This is a genomic window from Stenotrophomonas sp. GD03930 (assembly GCF_029839665.1).
Classification (GTDB): Bacteria; Pseudomonadota; Gammaproteobacteria; order Xanthomonadales; family Xanthomonadaceae; genus Stenotrophomonas; species Stenotrophomonas forensis.
Genome location: NZ_JAOCAV010000001.1, coordinates 144,121 through 160,620 on the forward strand (window position 1 = coordinate 144,121; position 16,500 = coordinate 160,620).

Here is a 16,500-nt window from a genome sequence, read left to right on the forward strand (position 1 = left end):
ATCAACGCCGCCCGCGCGCCGCGGTTCTACAGTCGGCCCCGACATACGCATGAAGGGGAGCCGGGGATGGCACTACTGGTCTGGCAGGACGATCTGAACATCGGCATCGATGTGATCGATCAGCAACATCGCCGCATCATCGAGATGCTCAACCACCTGCACGTGGCCCAGGCCAGCATGCAGCGTGCGGCGGCGGGCGAAGTGATCGATGAAGTGGTCGACTACACCATGTCGCACTTCGCGTTCGAGGAAGAGCTGATGGAGGAGGCGGGTTATACGTTCTGTGCCGCGCACAAGCGTGTGCATGAGGTCTTCATCAAGCGCGTGGCCGAGTACCGGCTGCGCTTCCAGGCCGGCGAGGACATCAGCGACGAGCTGCGCACCATGCTGTCACGCTGGCTGTTCAACCACATCCGTGGCGATGACCAGGCCTACGCCGAGCAGGTCAAGGCGCACCTGAACCAGTTCGCCCGCGAGCACCAGGGCGGCGGCTGGCTGGGACGCACGCTCAAGCGCTTCTTTGGTTGAGCCGCAGTGCGCGCCGGTGCAGTGCCACCAGCGCGCACAGGGTGGCCACCGCAGTCAGGCACAGGTAGTAACCCACCGCGACCAGGCCGAAGTGTTCGGCCAACCACGTGGCCAGGTACGGTGCCGGGGCCGCGCCGAGGATGCCGGCCAGGTTGAAGGACAGCGACGCCCCGGTATAGCGCACCTCCACCGGGTAGATCTCGGCCAGGAAGGTGCCGCACGGCCCGTAGGTCAGGCCCATCAGGAACAGGCCCAGGCACAGGAAGCCGGTAACCAGCCACGGGCTGTGCGGCTGGAACAGCGGTGCGAACAGCACGCCGAATCCGACGATCAGCACGCTGGCCACGATCATCGTGCGGCGCGTGCCCCAGCGGTCGCCATAGCGTGCCGACAGCGGGATGCCCAGTGCGAAGAACAACATGCCGGCCATCTGCATCAGCAGGAACTGTTCGCGGCTGTAGCCCAGCACCGCGGTTCCATGGCCGAGGCTGAACACCGTCATCAGGTAGAACAGCACGAAGGTTGCGAACGCCCCCAACGTGCCCAGCAGCATCGGCACCGGATGGTCTCGCAGCACCGTCAGCATCGGCAGCCGCACCGGCGCCTTGCGTTCCAGCGCCTTCTTGAAGTCGGGGGTCTCGTGGATGTTCAGTCGCACCCACAGGCCCAGCCCGACCAGCAGCGCGCTGGCCACGAAGGGAATGCGCCAGCCCCATTGCAGGAAGTCGTCCTGGCTCAGGCAGCGGCCCAGCGCCAGGAAGATGCCGGCCGACAGCAGGAAGCCCAGCGGGGCGCCCAGCTGCGGGAACATGCCGTACCAGGCGCGCTTGCCCGGTGGTGCGTTCTCGGTGGCCAGCAGCACCGCCCCACCCCACTCGCCGCCCAGCCCCAGTCCCTGGCCGAATCGGCACAGCGCCAGCAGCGCCGGTGCCCACAGCCCGATCTGCGCATGGGTCGGCAGCAGGCCGATCAGTACCGTGGACAGGCCCATGGTCAGCAGTGCGGCCACCAGGGTGGCCTTGCGGCCGATGCGATCACCGAAGTGGCCGAACACCGCCGAGCCCACCGGCCGGGCGATGAACGCCACCGCGAAGGTCGCCAACGACTGCAGCAGTGCCGCCTGTTCGCTGCTGTCCGGGAAGAACAGGTGCGGGAACACCAGCACCGCGGCCGTGGCGTAGATGTAGAAGTCGAAGAACTCAATGGTGGTGCCGATCAGGCTGGCCAGCAGGACACGGCGGGGGGAATTCACGGGCGGTGCGGCAGCGCGGGTCGTCGACATCGGCAACACGGGTAACGGTGGATCGCCCGATTCTGCCACGGGCTGGTGGCCGCACGGGACGATGGTTTCAGCCGACACCGATGCCAACGAAATTTTTCCGGCCGCCCGCTAGGCTGCGCCACCGGTCCCTGCATGGATGCCTTGCCGATGGCTGCAGTTGCGTTGTCGTGGTCCGATTCGCCGAAGCTGCCGCGCATGGCGGCGTGGCTGGTGGTACTGCTGGTGCATGGCCTGATGGCGCTGTGGTTGTGGGGCAGTGGCCGGATCGTGCTGCGCGCTGACGATGGTGCACGGATCTCGTTGCGCTGGCTGCCGCCGGAGCTGCCGGCGCCGGCGCCGTCACTTCCGGCGTTGCCCTCCGTACCGATGACACGCCGGGCTGCATCGGTGAAGCCCCACCCAACCCCGATCGCGCAGGCAGAGACCGCCCTGCCCACCGAGGGGGCACCGGCGGCTGAGGCGCCGCTGATCCTGGGCCTGCCTGCGGGCAGCGTCGACGGTGGCGATGGCATCAGCGCGGCGGGGGTGGCGCCACGCCTGATCGGTCGCCGCGAGGTGCATGCTGCGTTCGCACCGCGCCGCAACCATTTCCGCATCCGCCGGCAGATGACCCCGGAGCAGATCGTGCACAGCGTGGCGCAGCTGCTGGGGCTGTGGCCGCCGGGCTACATCGTCGACCCTTGCGAGCTGGGGAGGCAGGATATGGACTATTTCCAGAATGCGGTTGAAGAGGCCGATCGCGACCTGCTGCGTGCTGCGGTACTGCAGGTGAGTGCACGCTGCCGGTAATCTGCATTCCGCGAACGGCAGTCGAGCAAGCTCGACTCTACTCAAACGCGGCGCTTCCGTAGCGTCGAGCTTGCTCGACGGCTTTTGCCCTTCTGCATCTCGCGGAGAGCAGTCGAGCAAGCTCGACTCTACAGAAGCGCGGGCAACTGTGACGCTACAACTGGATCCAGGTGGCCTTGATCTCGCTGTACTTGTCGAACGCGTGCAATGATTTGTCGCGGCCATTGCCCGACTGCTTGTAGCCACCGAAGGGGGCGGTCATGTCGCCGCCATCCCAGCCGTTCACCCACACGCTGCCGGCGCGCAGCTGGCGTGCAACGCGATGCGCGCGACCAAGATCACGTGTCCACAGGCCGGCAGCCAATCCATAGCGGCTGTCGTTGGCCAGGCGCACGGCTTCGGCTTCGTCATCGAAACCCAGCACGGCCAGGACCGGCCCGAACACTTCCTCGCGCGCCAGGGCCTGCTCGGGCCGTACCTGGTCGAACACGGTGGGCTGCACATAGCAGCCGCCCGCTTCCACCTCGGCGCGATGACCGCCCAGCAGCAATCGGGCGCCCTCGCGTTCGGCACGCGCGATATCGCCCATCACCTTGTCCAGATGCGCGGCATCGACCAGCGCGCCCATCGGTGCGTCGGCTTCCAGCGGGTGGCGCGGCTGCATGTGCTGGCCATAGGCCACCACCTGGTGGACGAAATCCTCGCGGATCGAGCGTTGCACCAGCAGCCGCGAACCGGCGGTGCAGACTTCCCCCTGGTTGAAGAAGATGCCCTGCGCCACGCCCTTGGCCGCCGCATCGAGGTCCGGGGCGTCTGCGAACACCACGTGCGGGCTCTTGCCGCCGCATTCCAGCCAGACCCGCTTGAGGTTGGATCGGCCAGAGTATTCCAGCAGCTTCGCGCCAGTGGCGGTGGAGCCGGTGAAGGCCAGCACGTCCACGTCCATGTGCAGGGCCAGCGGTTCGCCGACGCGCGCTCCATGGCCGGGCAATACGTTCAGAACCCCGTCCGGCAGGCCCGCCTCGGCGGCCAGCGCCGCCAGCCGCAGCGCACTCAATGGCGACCGCTCGGAAGGCTTGAGCACCACCGAGTTGCCCATCGCCAGCGCCGGCGCGATCTTCCAGCAGGCCATCAGCAACGGGAAGTTCCACGGCACGATCGCCGCCACCACGCCGGCGGCCTCGCGCGTGACCAGCCCCAGTTCGTGCGGGCCGGTGGGCGCGATCTCCCCGTACAGCTTGTCCACCGCTTCGGCGGTCCAGCTCAGGCAGCGCACCACGCCGGGCAGGTCGATGCGCCGCGCGTCGCGCACCGGCTTGCCCATGTCCAGGGTTTCCAGCAGGGCCAGCTCGTCGGCGTGTTTTTCCACCAGCGCGGCCAGCGCCAGCAGCACGCGCTTGCGATGCGCCGGGCTGGCCTGCGACCAGTGGCCCGCATCGAAGGAGCGGCGGGCCGCCAGCACGGCACGCTCCACGTCCTGCGTGTCGCAGTCGGCGACCGCACCCAGCACGCGACCGTCGATCGGGCTGATGCAGTCGAAGCGGGCGCCGCTGGCAGCGTCGACCTGGCGGCCGTCGATGAAGGCCTGGCCGGGTATCGACAGCTGGAGTGCCAGCGCCTGCCAGTGGCTGCGGTCGGGGAAATCGGCCATGGGATACTCCTGCAATCAACCAGCCTTGCTTATACCGGGGCCGCCGCGACTTCGCCGTGACGCAGCTGCGCTACATTCGTCGCATCGCACCCGATGGAGCTGGCATGAAGCGTCCCGAAAGCGACCTGCACGACCTGGCCACCCAGCGCCCCGAGTCCCTGGACGCGTACTGGATGCCATTCACCGCCAATCGCCAGTACAAGGCGGCGCCGCGTGTACTGGTACGCGCCGAGGGCATGCACTACGAAGATGTCGATGGCCGCCCGATCCTCGACGGCACCGCCGGCCTGTGGTGCTGCAACGCCGGCCACGCGCGGCCACGCATCGTCGAGGCCATCGTCGAGCAGGCCCGCACGCTCGACTATTCACCGGCCTTCCAGATGGGCTCGCCGCCGGCCTTCGCACTGGCGCAGCGGCTGGCCGCACTGGCGCCGGCCGCGCTCAACCATGTGTTCTTCACCAGCTCCGGGTCCGAGGCGGTGGACACCGCGATGAAGATCGCGCTGGCCTACCACCGCCAGCGCGGCGAGGGCCAGCGCACCCGCTTCATCAGCCGCGAGAAGGCCTACCACGGGGTCGGCTTCGGCGGCATGGCTCTGGGCGGCCTGCCCAACAACCGCAGGGCATTCGGCCTGCAGCTGGGCGGCGTGGACTACCTGCGCCACACCCTGGACCTGCAGCGCAATGCGTTCAGCAAGGGCCTGCCACGCCAGGGCGCGGAGCTGGCCGATGACCTGGAACGGCTGATCGCGCTGCACGATGCCTCGACCATTGCCGCGGTGTTCGTTGAACCCATCGCCGGTTCGGCCGGGGTGATCCTGCCCGCACCGGGTTACCTGCAGCGGCTGCGCGAGCTGTGCGACCACCACGGCATCCTGCTGGTGTTCGACGAAGTGATCACCGGCTTCGGCCGGGTCGGCATGCCCTTTGCCGCGCAGCGTTTCGGGGTCACCCCGGACCTGCTGACCTTCGCCAAGGCGGTCAGCAACGGTGCGGTGCCGCTGGGCGGCGTGCTGGCCAGCGATGCGGTGCATGCCGCGTTGATGCAGGCGCCCCCGCAGGCGATCGAGCTGTTCCACGGCTACACCTATTCGGGCCATCCGCTGGCCTGCGCAGCGGCGCTGGCCACGCTGGAGGTCTATGCCGAGGAGCGCCTGTTCGAGCGCGCCATCGAGCTGGGTGAATACTGGCAGGAGCGGTTGCACGCCCTGCAGGGGCTGCCCAACGTGATCGATATCCGCAACTTCGGGCTGGTCGGTGCGGTGGAGCTGGCGCCACGCCGCGACACCCCCGGCAGCCGCGGCTACGAGGTGTTCCGCCGCTGCTTCCACGACGGCCGGCTGCTGGTGCGCTGTACCGGCGACATCATCGCGTTGTCGCCGCCATTGATCGTGGACAAGCCGCAGATCGACCAGATCACCGGCATCCTCGGCGAGATGATCCGGGCCACTGCCTGAGTCCGGACCGGCGGTGGCGAGCAGGTACAATGGGCGGTTCCGCTCCTGCTCGCTGCCGTGCCCATGGATATCGTCGTCAAAGAAGAACTCAAGGCCTACATCGACCCGCTGACTGCGGACGAACATGACGCGCTGGAGCGCAGCATCCTGGCCGAAGGCTGCCGCGATGCGCTGGTGCTGTGGGGCGATGTGCTGGTCGACGGCCACAACCGCTTCGGCATCTGCCAGAAGCACGGCCTGCCGTTCAACACCGTGCAGAACACCCGCTTCCAGAGCATGGAAGACGTGCACCTGTGGATGATCGAGCAGCACCTGGGCCGCCGCAGCGTTTCGGACTTCCAGCGCGGCGTGCTGGCGCTGCGCAAGCGCGACATCCTGGCTGCCCGCAAGCAGGTCGAGCAGGCGCAGCTGCAGCGCGAGAGCGACGGCAGCGCCGAGATCGTCGAGGACGCCGGCGAAGACAGCCCGCCGTGGGAACCGGCGCCGAAGATCAGCCGCGCCGAGCTGGCCCGCGAAGCCAAGCTGAGCACCAGCCAGGTCGGCATGATCGAGCGCATCCACGCCCAGGCCGCGGCCGAAGTGGTGCAAGCGGTGAAGGCCGGCGTGATTTCGATCAGCGCCGCCGCGGCCGTGGCCGACCTGCCCGAGGAAGAGCAGCGCGCCGCCGCCGCCGGCGGCAAGGATGAACTGAAGCAGGCCGCCAAGCGCGTGCGCGAGTCCAAGCGCAAGCCGCGTGCCCCGAAGGCGGACGCGGCCGAGATGGACTTCGAGGAGCCGGATGAGGACGCGATCGCCAGCCGCGACGCCGAGGTGCTGTCGGCACTGGAGCAGCTGGGCGAGGACGCACCGGCGCTGCGTCGCCGCGTCGTCGCGCTGACCCGCGAGAACGACACCCTGCGCGCGCAGCTGGCCGCGCTGCGCAGGCAACTCGAAGCGCTCTGAACCAGCGGGTAGTGCCGGCCGCTGGCCGGCAACCCCATGAACGTTCCGGGCGCGTTGCGGATGCCGGCCAGCGGCCGGCACTACCCGATGCTCATGCAGGGCCGGATAGACTTCGGGCATGACGCCTGCCAACGATCCGCGCCGCGCACAGCTGCGGCGCCTGAAAGCCCTCGCACTGGGCCTGCTGCTGTTGATGCTGGCCGGATTCGCGGTCAGCCACTGGCAGGGCGAACGCGGCATCTGGGCCTGGGTCTCGGCCTTCTGCGAGGCCGCCGCCGTGGGTGCGCTGGCCGACTGGTTCGCCGTCGTCGCGCTGTTCCGGCGGCCGATGGGACTGCCCATTCCGCACACCGCGATCATCCCGCGCAGCAAGGAACGCATCGGTGACAGCCTGGCGCTGTTCGTGCGCGACCAGTTCCTGGAACCGGGCGTGCTGTTGGCCAAGCTGCAGGTGTTCGATCCCGCCAGCCGCCTGGGCAGCTGGCTGGCCGATCCGGCGCGTTCGCGGATGCTCGCCGACATGGCGCGCGGCTGGGCGTTGCAGGCACTGGATTTCTTCGACGAGACCGCCGTGCGCCGGCAGCTGCACGGTTTCGTGGTGCAACAGCTGCGGCAGTGGAATGCCGCCGCCACCGCCGGCGAGCTGCTGGCGCTGCTGACCGCCGATGGCCGCCACCAGCGCGTGCTGGACGAGGGCCTGCAGCGGCTGGGGCGCTGGCTGGAGCAAGCGGAAGTGAAGGAGCGCGCCTCGCAGCTGATCGTGCGCTACATCCAGCGCGAATGGCCGACGCTGTCGAGCACGGTGAACTGGGTCAAGCCGATCGACGAGATCGGCGACAGCCTGGCCGAGCGCCTGGCGCGCGCGGTGCTGGAAGAACTGCAACAGGTGCTGGCCGAGCCGGAGCATCCGCTGCGCCAGGACTACGAGCACTGGCTGCAGGCCTACGTGCAGCGCCTGCGCGAAGACCCGGCGCTGGCCGAGCGCATCGAACAGCTCAAGCAGGAAATGATCGACCACCCTGCCCTGCAGGAGTACGTGCAGGGGCTGTGGGCGCGCATCCATGCCAGCCTGCGTGCCGACCTGCAGCGCGACGACTCCGCACTGGTCAGCCACCTGCAGCGCAGCCTGGCCTCGCTGGGCAGCAGCCTGCAGGCCGACCCCGCCCTGCGCGAGGCACTGAACCAGCACCTGCTGGAAGGCGCGCAGCGGCTGACCGGGCGCCTGCGCGAGGGCGTGACCACGCATATCGCGCAGACCGTGAAGGGCTGGGACGAGCGGCATCTGGTCGAGCAGCTGGAACTGAGCGTGGGCCGCGACCTGCAGTTCATCCGCTTCAACGGCACCCTGGTGGGCGGGCTGATTGGCCTGCTGCTGCATGCCGCGACAGTGATCTTCCGGTTCTGAACGCGCGCCTCGATGAACCGCCAGCAGTCGTCACGCTTGATTAACGAAATGCGAATGCCTATCATTTGCTAATCGGTTGTACGCTTAGCCAAGCGGGGCACGGACGCACGTACCCACCCGCCCCTTCGCCCGTGTACATCCCCCGACTACCGGGTCGCCCGCACTGCGCGGGTGGCGCACCGTCGATGGGGCTCGCTGGGCGACGTGCGCGGAGCGCATGGCGACTGTACCTGCGCATTCCATCGCCTGATTCATCCTGCATGGAATCGCACCGATGGCAATGCCGCTGAACTCCCCCCGTCCCACCGTGTTGGCCCTGGCCGTGACTGCATTGATGATCGCCCCGCTGGCCCACGCCGACGGCACTGCCGATCCTTCCGCGCGCACGCTGGATACGGTGAAGGTGACTGCCGATGGCGAGATGCCCGGCAGCTATACGGTGAAAGGCGCGCGCACTGCGACCAAGCTCGACCTGTCACTACGCGAGACGCCGCAGTCGGTAACGGTGGTTACCCGCCAGCGCCTGGATGACATGGGCCTGTTCTCCCTGTCGGACGTGATGGGCCAGGTGACGGGCGTCAGCGTGTCGGTCACCGACAGCGAGCGCATCAACTATGTCTCGCGCGGCTACACCATCGACAACTTCCAGATCGACGGCATGCTCAACACCTTCGGTGGCTCGATCAAGACCAACACCGACAACGTGATCTACGAGCGCATCGAAGTGATCCGCGGCGCCACCGGCCTGACCACCGGCGCGGGTGATCCGTCCGGCACCATCAGCATGATCCGCAAGCGGCCGACCGACACTTTCCAGATGGGTGCCAACGTGACCCTCGGCCGCTGGGGCAACCGTCGCCTGGAGGCCGACCTCGGCGGCCCCGTCGCGTGGGACGGCCGCATCCGCGCACGCATCGTGGCCGCCAAGCAGCAGAGCAACTCGTTCCGCGATGTCTACCGGCTCGACAAGGACGTGTTCTACGGCATCGTGCAGGCCGACCTGAGCGACAGCACGCTGTTCGAAGTGGGCTACGAGTACCAGTCGCCGCACACCACCGGCGTGACCTGGGGCGTGGTGCCGTACTGGGGCGCCGACGGCGCACCGGCCAACCTGCCGCGCTCGACCAATCTTTCTGCGTCCTGGAGTGCGTGGCCGATCGTGGAAAAAACCAGCTTCGCGCGACTGGAACAGCAACTGGGCAACGGCTGGTCGGTGAAGGGCAACGTCAGCCACGCCGTGCGCGATACCGATGGCAGCGTCTGGTACGGCGCGGCCGGCTACCCGCGCGCCGACGGTACCGGCGTGACCGCCTACATTTCACACTTCAACGAACACAGCACGATGGACGTGTTCGACGTCAACGTGGGCGGGCCGTTCCAGCTGTTCGGGCGCGAGCATGAACTCGTGTTCGGCCTGGGCCAGTCGGTGCGCAAGGGTGAGTCCGAGGCCATGTCGTTCGATTCCAGCGCACCGGGCTACGCGCAGGTGCCCGACTGGCGTCACTGGACCGGCCAGGTGCCGGTACTGCCGGTGACCCGCTCTGGTCGCCTGTCGTCACAGGACGAACTGCGCCAGCGCGCTGCCTACGTTGCCGCCCGGCTTCGCCTTGCCGATCCGTTGCTGGCCGTGGTGGGCGCCCGCTATGGCAGCTGGGAAACCCGTACCTGGGCCTATGGCTATGATGCCGCCGGCAACCGCAACAGCACCAAGCGCAGCGGCTACAGGCCCGACGACATGCTCACCCCGTATGCCGGGCTGGTGTACGACTTCAACTCGACCTTCAGCGGCTATGTCAGCTACACCGACATCTTCAAGCCGCAGAAATCCCGCGACCGCAACGGCAACTACCTGGAGCCGGTGGTCGGCGACATGTACGAAGCAGGCGTCAAGGCCGAGTTCTTCGGCGGCCTGCTGAATGCTTCGGCGGCAGTGTTCGAAGGCAAGCAGGACAATGTGGCCGAGATCGATGATTCAGTGCCGGTGAACTCGCTGCCCGATGGCAGCCAGGCCTACCGATCCACCGGCAAGGGCAACAAGGTGAAGGGGTGGGAAATCGAGACCCAGGGCAGCATCGGCGAGCAATGGAACGTCTCGGCGGGCTTCGCCCATACCGTCATCCGCAACAAGGACGGCGTGCTGCAGCGGACCACAGCCCCGCAGGACACCTTCCGCCTCAACACCAGCTGGCGCCCCGGCGGCATCGATGGCCGCTTCTGGCTGGGTGGCGGCGCCACCTGGCAGAGCCGCATCTGGAACACCAGCACCAAGGCGGATGGCAGCAAGGCCAACATCACCCAGGACGCGTTCTACCTGCTGAACCTGGCCGGCGGCTACCGCTTCAACGAGAACTTCAGCGCGCAGCTGAACATCAACAACCTGCTGGACAAGAAGTACTTCAACAACGTCGGTTTCTACAGCGGCGTGTACTGGGGCGAACCACGCAACGTGACGATGACGCTGCGCTGGAAGCTCTGACGATGGATGGCACCGGTTCTGCGACTGGTGCCCGGCCAGGGATGGCCAACCCCGGCGCGCTGCGGTGCGCCGGTCCCTTTTCACTGAAACCAGCAGGAATGCCGTGGACCGCTCGCCCGCAACCGCCAGCCCCCGCACCTTCTTCTCCAACCCGCGCTGGGGCGTGCTGTCACGCTCGCTGGCCGCGATCTTCGGCGGCTACGCGCTGGCCTCGGTGACCAGCGTGTTCTGCGCGCTGGCGCTGCCCGGCGCGCGCGGCCAGACCGTGCTGACCGGCATGCTGCTGGCAATCCTGGTGGCCGCCTGCGCCGCGTTGTGGGCGTTCGCCACCCGCACTGCGCTGCGCGCCTGGGCCGGCATCCTGGTCCCCACCCTGCTGATGGCCGCCGTCGCGCGCCTGCTGGGGGCCTGGGCATGAAGAACGGATTCCGCCAGTCGATGGCCTGGCTGCACACCTGGACCGGCCTGCTGGTCGGCTGGCTGCTGCTGCTGATCTTCATGGCCGGCACCGCCAGTTACTACCGCGAGGAAATCAGCCGCTGGATGCGCCCGGAGCTGCCGGCCAACAAGGTCAGCATCGACGTGGCCGCGCAGCGTGCGGTGGACTACCTGCAGGCCAACGCCAGCCAGGCCGAGAACTGGTTCGTCACCCTGCCGCAACCGCGCAACCCGGCCATGCAGATGTTCTGGCGGCTGCCGCCGGAGCTGGCCGATCCCAGCCGTGGCCGTCGCGGTGGCTTTGGTGATGCCACGCTGGACCCGAACACCGGCCAGGCCCTGAAGGCGCGCGAGACGCGTGGCGGAGATTTCTTCTACCGCCTGCACTTCGACCTGCACTACATCCCGGTGCTGTGGGCGCGCTACCTGGTCGGCTTCTGCGCGATGTTCATGCTGGTGGCGATCATCACCGGCGTCATCACCCACAAGAAAATCTTCAAGGACTTCTTCACCTTCCGCAAGGACAAGGGCCTGCGGTCGTGGCTGGATTTCCACAACGTCAGCGCGGTGATGGCACTGCCCTACCACGCGATGATCACCTACACCGGCATCGTCACCCTGATGATCATGTACCTGCCATGGGGGGTGAAGGTGGCCTACCCACAGGACGAGGACAAGTTCTTCAGCGAAGCCTTCGGCGGCATGCCGGAGGTGACCGCGCCGGCCGAGGGACGCGCCACGCCGCTGCCGATCGCGCAGCTGCTGGACAGCGCGCGTGGGCACTGGCATGGCGTGGAAGTGGCCGGCTTCACCGTGTCCAACCCGGGCGCGGCCAATGCGGTGATCGACATCCGCCAGCGCGACGGCAAGCGCCTGTCCACCGACACCCCGGCGCTGCGCTACGACATGATCAACGGCACGCTGCTGGAAGAGACACCGCCCTCCGGTGGTGCCACCGCCACCCGTGGCGTGCTGTACGGCCTGCACCTGGCCCGCTTCGCCGACTGGGGCCTGCGCGCACTGTTCTTCCTGTCCGGCCTGGTCGGCTGCCTGATGGTGGCCAGCGGCGTCGTGCTGTGGGCAGTGAAGGAACGGCCCAAGCACGCGAAGAGCGGCCGCACCGGCTTCGGCCTGCGCCTGGTCGACGCACTGAACATCGGTACCGTGGCCGGCCTGCCGATCGCGTTCGCCGCCTACTTCTGGGGCAACCGCCTGCTGCCGCTGGACATCGCCGAACGCTCCAGCGCCGAGGCCAACGTGTTCTTCTACGCCTGGGGCACGGCACTGCTGGCCGCCTTCATCTGGCCGAAGCGGATGATGTGGGCCTGGCAACTGTACCTGGGCGCCGCCGCGTTCGCGCTGGTACCGGTGGTCAACGCGCTGACCACGCATGCGCATCTGGGCGTGACCCTGCGCAATGGTGACTGGGTGCTGGCTGGCGTCGACCTGTCGATGATCGCGTTCGGCGCGATGCTGGCATTGTGCGGCTGGCGCATGCAGCGCTGGACGCCGCCGCTGTCTGCCGCCGAGAAGAAGAAGCGTGCGGCGGCGGCGACCAAGGCTCCGGTTGATGCTGCGGAACCTGCCGAAGCGGAGGCCAGCGCATGATGCTGCTGGCGTTGGCCCTGTCGTTCTCCGCGTTCACGGCATTGTCGCTGGCGATGGAAAAGCACCAGCACGACCTGCATGGCAAGGCGGCGGCCTCGCCAGCACGGCGCACGCAATGGCGGGTGCTGGGCTGGGCCCTGCTGGCGGTGGCGTTCGCACTGTGCGTGGCCGACCATGGCTGGGCGATGGGCCCGGTGCTGTGGCTGGGCACGATGACGCTGGGCGGCGCGGTGTTGTCGTTCGGGTTGTACCCGTACCGGCCGAAGTGGATCGCCGCGCTGGCGATCGCGCTGCCCGCGGCCGGGCTGCTGGTGGCGGTGCTGTAGCCACCCTCCACGCACGGCGTGGATCTACCGGCCAGACAGGGGTAGTGCCGGCCGCTGGCCGGCATCCCATGAACCCTCTGCGGGTCTGACATCGTTGCCGGCCAGCGGCCGGCACTACCGGACTTACCCCAACCGCTTCAATTCCCACGCGCGGTGGATGCGCGCGTTGCGCTCGAAATCCGGGCCGATGGTGCGCGCGGTGATCTCGCGGCACTGGGCGAACTCGGCGATGGCGTTCTCTTCCAGCTTGAAGCGGCGGAAGTTGTTGGAGAAATACAGCACACCGCCCGGCGCCAGGCGCGCCACGGCCGCACGCAACAGCTTCAGCTGCTCGCGCTGCACGTCGAAGTCGTCGGCGCGCGCGGAGTTGGAGAAGGTCGGCGGGTCACAGAAGATCACGTCGTACTGGCCGCGGTCGCCTTCCAGCCACGCCATGGCGTCGGCCTGCACCAGCAGATGCTGGTTGCCGCCCTGCCCGTTCAACGCCAGGTTGTCGTAGCACCACTGCAGGTAGGTGGCCGACAGGTCGACGCTGGTGGTGCTGGCGGCACCGGCCACGGCCGCCTGCACGCTGGCCACGCCGGTGTAGCAGAACAGGTTGAGGAAGCGCTTGCCGCGCACCTGCTCGGCCATCATCCGGCGCAGCGGGCGATGGTCGAGGAACAGGCCGGTATCCAGGTAATCGAACAGGTTCACCTGCAGCAGCGCGTTGTTCTCACGCACCACGATGAACTCGTCGCGCTGTTCGAAGCGGCCGTACTTGCTGCCGCCCTTGCCGCGCTCGCGCGACTTCATCGACACCTGTTCCGGCGGCACGCCGAATACTTCACGCGCGGCCGCCAGCAACTCGTTGCGGCGACGGCGCACGTCGTTCTCCGGAATCGCCGCCGGCGCGGCGTATTCCTGCACATGCAGGAAGGTGCGGCGCTGGCCACCGTCTTCCTCGTAGACGTCGATGGCGGCCGCGTACTCCGGCAGGTCGGCATCGTAGGCGCGGAAGCAGGTGATGTCCTCGCGGGCGCGCCAGCTCTTGAACTTCTTCAGGTTCTTGCGCAGGCGGTTGGCCACCATCTGCGCACCTTCGCTCAGCTCGCGCGGCTGCGCCGGGTCGCGGCCCGGCACGGCGATCGGGTCGCAGACGATCAGCGCGCATTCCAGCGCACCGTTGAACATCTGGTACTTCTTGCCGGCGCGCAGGCCGGTGGCGAAGGCCAGTTCGTCGTTGCCGCACAGCAGGCTGGCGCGCCACTGCGGCACCGCCTTCTGCAGGGCATTGCCCAGCGCGCGGTACAGCGCCGGATCGGCCGCCAGGCGCTCGTCGTACGGCGGGTTGCAGACCACCGCGCCGATCTCCTGCTCCGGCGCGGCCAGGTCGGCCACGTCGGCGCGGGTGAAGCGGATCGCATGGGCGACGCCCGCTACTTCGGCGTTCTCGCGCGCCGCCTGGATCGCGGTCGGGTCGATGTCGCTGCCGTGGATGACCGGTTTCAACGCTGCCAGGCCGGCCGCTTCGCGGTCACGTGCCTCGCTCTGGATGGCCTTCCAGGCGGCCTTGTCGAAGCCCAGCCAGCGGCTCGGCGGCAGGCTGCCGTGGCGCATCAGGCCGGGGGCAACGTCGGCGGCCATCAGCGCGCCCTCGATCAGCAGCGTGCCGCTACCGCACATCGGGTCGAGCAGGCCACCACCAGCGGCGTGCAGGCGCGGCCACTGCGCGCGCAACAGCAGCGCGGCGGCCAGGTTTTCCTTCAGCGGCGCCTCGTGGGCTGCACCGCGCCAGCCACGGCGGTGCAGCGGGCCGCCGCCCAGGTCGATCGACAGCGAGGCACGGCCCTTGCGCAGCGACAGGTTCACGCGCACGTCGGGCAGGTCGGTGTTGACCGAAGGGCGTTCCAGGCCTTCGTCACGCATGCGGTCGACGATGGCGTCCTTGATCCGCTGCGCGGCGAAGCGGGCGTGGGTGATCTTGTCGCCGGACACGTGCGCGTCCACCGCCAGGGTCATTTCCGGCTTGATGTGCTCATGCCACGGCAGCGCACGCACGCCGTCGTACAGGGCCTGCTCGTCCGGGCACTCGAACTCGTCGATCGGCCACAGCACGCGGCTGGCCAGGCGCGACCACATGACGATCCGCAGCGCCTGCTCCAGTTCGCCGTCGGCGTTGACGCCGGCAATGGTGGCGGTGGCCTTGCCAAGGCCCAGGGCCGACAGTTCATCGGCAAGCAGGTATTCCAGGCCCTTGGCGCAGGAGACGAAGAATTTCACAGGATCGGTTCGCAGGTGGTCGGGCGCGGCACAGGGGCCGGGCCAGTCGGAAAGGAGGGCCGTAGGCACGGCCGGCAGGCCCGCGCCGGGGGCGGCGGGGCTGCCATTGTAGTCAATGCGGGCGGGCGCGCCGTGCGCCCGGGCTTCACAGCTGGCGCAGCAGGCGCTCGAAGGCCTGCGCGGAGACCTCCACATGGTGCTCAAGGCGGTGCCCATCATCGACCAGCAACAGCTGCGCCGATCGCGCCTGTGCCCAGGCAATGACCCCGGCGGCCGGCACCACCTCGTCGTGCCAGGCCTGCACCACCGTGGTCGGTACCGCGGCGGCATCCAGAGCCGGCATCGGGCCCATGGTGGTCGGTGGCACCATCAGGAACAGGCCGGCCACCGGCACCTGCAGCGAGGCGATGGCGGAAATGTAGGCACCGAGGCTGGAGCCGGCCAGCACCACCGGCCCTTGCCCGGCAGCGAGGGCGGTGCGCTCGACCAGGCGGCGCAGGCGGGTCGGCACGTCGCCCACCCGGCTGACCTCGCTCATCGCGTCCAGGTCGGTGTAGTCCGGGCGTTCATGGGACCAGCCCAGGCGTTGTGCCACCTCGGCCAGCGCGGTGACCTTGATCGCTTCCGGGCCGCTCTCGAAACCGTGCGACAGGATGCAGTGGCCGCGGCTCATGCGCGCGCTCCGCGCGAGCGGGCCGATGAGGAAAGGGAAGGCAGGTTCATGCCGCAATGCTAGCATCGCCGGATGCCCAACCCGCTCCTGCCCGGCCTGCAGCTGCAGCCCCTGCCCTACCACGACCGCCTGCCGCTGCGCGACCCGGCCGCGCTGGAGATGGTGGTGATCCACTGCACCGAGCTGCCCGACCTGGCGATGGCCCGCGAGTACGGCGAGCGCGTGCTGTACGACAGTGGCGCCGGCAACAGCGGCCACTTCTACATCGACCGTGACGGTCGCGTGGTGCAGTACGTGGCACCGGAACGGGTGGCCCACCACGTGCGCGGCATGAACGCACATACGCTGGGCATCGAGCTGGTCAATACCGGGCGTTACCCGCACTGGTTCGACAGCCGCCACCAGGCGATGGACGAGCCGTACACCGAGGCGCAGCTGGTGGCACTGGAACAGTTGCTGCTGGCGCTGGCGGCGCACTACCCGTCGCTGCGGCGGATTGCCGGGCACGACCAGCTGGATCTGGAGCAGGTGGCGGCCAGCGACGATCCAACGCTGCGGGTGGCGCGCAAGCGTGATCCGGGGCCGTTGTTCCCGTGGGCGCGGATTCTGGCGAAGGTGCCGCTGCAGGCGTTGGGGTGAGGGTTTGCAGGGCTGCGCCCTGCA

At 68.4% G+C, this 16,500-nt stretch carries 14 protein-coding genes; 10 read left to right on the plus strand and 4 right to left on the minus strand.

Annotation, left to right across the window (positions count from 1 at the left end):
- Positions 1-66: 66 nt before the first annotated feature.
- On the plus strand, positions 67-528 hold the full coding sequence (locus N5C18_RS00765; protein ID WP_279943583.1) for a bacteriohemerythrin: 462 nt from the start codon (positions 67-69) through the stop codon (positions 526-528).
- On the opposite strand, the gene N5C18_RS00770 is transcribed toward N5C18_RS00765, so the two are convergent.
- Positions 509-1,810 (minus strand): MFS transporter, encoded by a 1,302-nt coding sequence (locus tag N5C18_RS00770; protein ID WP_053509857.1) that lies wholly within the window; start codon positions 1,808-1,810, stop codon positions 509-511. The two genes, N5C18_RS00765 and N5C18_RS00770, sit on opposite strands and share 20 nt — an antisense overlap.
- A gap of 147 nt (positions 1,811-1,957) precedes the next feature.
- Between N5C18_RS00770 and N5C18_RS00775 the strand changes: the two genes are divergently transcribed.
- The gene (locus N5C18_RS00775) at positions 1,958-2,599 is read left to right on the plus strand and encodes a hypothetical protein (protein ID WP_279943584.1); all 642 of its coding nucleotides are present in this window, start codon (positions 1,958-1,960) and stop codon (positions 2,597-2,599) included.
- Positions 2,600-2,753: 154 nt separating this feature from the next.
- Here the strand turns inward: N5C18_RS00775 and N5C18_RS00780 are convergent, their stop codons facing one another.
- Positions 2,754-4,250, minus strand: a complete 1,497-nt coding sequence (locus N5C18_RS00780) for an aldehyde dehydrogenase (protein WP_279943586.1) — start codon at positions 4,248-4,250, stop codon at positions 2,754-2,756.
- 104 nt (positions 4,251-4,354) lie between these two features.
- On the opposite strand from N5C18_RS00780, the gene N5C18_RS00785 reads away from it, so the two are divergent.
- From N5C18_RS00785 to N5C18_RS00815, 7 genes are all read left to right on the plus strand, one after another.
- Positions 4,355-5,707 (plus strand): aspartate aminotransferase family protein, encoded by a 1,353-nt coding sequence (locus tag N5C18_RS00785; RefSeq protein WP_049458209.1) that lies wholly within the window; start codon positions 4,355-4,357, stop codon positions 5,705-5,707.
- Between the two features lie 63 nt (positions 5,708-5,770).
- Positions 5,771-6,649 carry a plasmid replication/partition related protein gene (locus N5C18_RS00790; protein WP_279943587.1) on the plus strand — a complete coding sequence of 293 codons (879 nt, stop codon included), beginning with the start codon at positions 5,771-5,773 and terminating at the stop codon, positions 6,647-6,649.
- A gap of 118 nt (positions 6,650-6,767) precedes the next feature.
- The gene (locus N5C18_RS00795; protein WP_279943588.1) at positions 6,768-8,054 is read left to right on the plus strand and encodes a DUF445 family protein; all 1,287 of its coding nucleotides are present in this window, start codon (positions 6,768-6,770) and stop codon (positions 8,052-8,054) included.
- A 274-nt stretch (positions 8,055-8,328) separates the two neighbouring features.
- Complete coding sequence (locus N5C18_RS00800; protein ID WP_279943589.1) at positions 8,329-10,530, plus strand: TonB-dependent siderophore receptor; 2,202 nt, start codon at positions 8,329-8,331, stop codon at positions 10,528-10,530.
- Between the two features lie 103 nt (positions 10,531-10,633).
- Positions 10,634-10,948: a DUF3649 domain-containing protein gene (locus N5C18_RS00805; RefSeq protein ID WP_053509869.1), complete on the plus strand. Its 315-nt coding sequence runs from the start codon at positions 10,634-10,636 to the stop codon at positions 10,946-10,948.
- Positions 10,945-12,576: a PepSY-associated TM helix domain-containing protein gene (locus N5C18_RS00810; protein ID WP_279943590.1), complete on the plus strand. Its 1,632-nt coding sequence runs from the start codon at positions 10,945-10,947 to the stop codon at positions 12,574-12,576. Before N5C18_RS00805 ends, N5C18_RS00810 begins: the two co-directional genes overlap by 4 nt.
- On the plus strand, positions 12,573-12,902 hold the full coding sequence (locus tag N5C18_RS00815; protein ID WP_053449253.1) for a DUF3325 domain-containing protein: 330 nt from the start codon (positions 12,573-12,575) through the stop codon (positions 12,900-12,902). The genes N5C18_RS00810 and N5C18_RS00815 overlap by 4 nt, the downstream gene beginning before the upstream one ends.
- A gap of 123 nt (positions 12,903-13,025) precedes the next feature.
- Here the strand turns inward: N5C18_RS00815 and rlmKL are convergent, their stop codons facing one another.
- Together rlmKL and N5C18_RS00825 are read right to left on the minus strand one after the other, a co-directional pair.
- Positions 13,026-15,164, minus strand: coding sequence for a bifunctional 23S rRNA (guanine(2069)-N(7))-methyltransferase RlmK/23S rRNA (guanine(2445)-N(2))-methyltransferase RlmL (gene rlmKL / locus N5C18_RS00820; RefSeq protein WP_180878290.1), 2,139 nt, complete (start codon positions 15,162-15,164; stop codon positions 13,026-13,028).
- A 145-nt stretch (positions 15,165-15,309) separates the two neighbouring features.
- Positions 15,310-15,837, minus strand: coding sequence for a hypothetical protein (locus N5C18_RS00825; protein ID WP_279943591.1), 528 nt, complete (start codon positions 15,835-15,837; stop codon positions 15,310-15,312).
- Between the two features lie 72 nt (positions 15,838-15,909).
- On the opposite strand from N5C18_RS00825, the gene N5C18_RS00830 reads away from it, so the two are divergent.
- Positions 15,910-16,476: an N-acetylmuramoyl-L-alanine amidase gene (locus N5C18_RS00830; protein WP_053509879.1), complete on the plus strand. Its 567-nt coding sequence runs from the start codon at positions 15,910-15,912 to the stop codon at positions 16,474-16,476.
- The last annotated feature ends 24 nt before the right edge of the window (positions 16,477-16,500 follow it).

Bases quoted from the DNA above. Each gene is read 5' to 3' on its own strand.
- N5C18_RS00765 (WP_279943583.1), top strand. From the start codon at position 67: ATGGCACTACTGGTCTGGCAGGACGATCTGAACATCGGCATCGATGTG.
- N5C18_RS00775 (WP_279943584.1), top strand. From the start codon at position 1,958: ATGGCTGCAGTTGCGTTGTCGTGGTCCGATTCGCCGAAGCTGCCGCGC.
- N5C18_RS00815 (WP_053449253.1), top strand. From the start codon at position 12,573: ATGATGCTGCTGGCGTTGGCCCTGTCGTTCTCCGCGTTCACGGCATTG.
- N5C18_RS00830 (WP_053509879.1), top strand. From the start codon at position 15,910: ATGCCCAACCCGCTCCTGCCCGGCCTGCAGCTGCAGCCCCTGCCCTAC.
- N5C18_RS00800 (WP_279943589.1), top strand. From the start codon at position 8,329: ATGGCAATGCCGCTGAACTCCCCCCGTCCCACCGTGTTGGCCCTGGCC.
- N5C18_RS00785 (WP_049458209.1), top strand. From the start codon at position 4,355: ATGAAGCGTCCCGAAAGCGACCTGCACGACCTGGCCACCCAGCGCCCC.
- N5C18_RS00780 (WP_279943586.1), bottom strand. From the start codon at position 4,250: ATGGCCGATTTCCCCGACCGCAGCCACTGGCAGGCGCTGGCACTCCAG.
- N5C18_RS00810 (WP_279943590.1), top strand. From the start codon at position 10,945: ATGAAGAACGGATTCCGCCAGTCGATGGCCTGGCTGCACACCTGGACC.
- N5C18_RS00790 (WP_279943587.1), top strand. From the start codon at position 5,771: ATGGATATCGTCGTCAAAGAAGAACTCAAGGCCTACATCGACCCGCTG.
- N5C18_RS00770 (WP_053509857.1), bottom strand. From the start codon at position 1,810: ATGTCGACGACCCGCGCTGCCGCACCGCCCGTGAATTCCCCCCGCCGT.
- N5C18_RS00795 (WP_279943588.1), top strand. From the start codon at position 6,768: ATGACGCCTGCCAACGATCCGCGCCGCGCACAGCTGCGGCGCCTGAAA.
- N5C18_RS00825 (WP_279943591.1), bottom strand. From the start codon at position 15,837: ATGAGCCGCGGCCACTGCATCCTGTCGCACGGTTTCGAGAGCGGCCCG.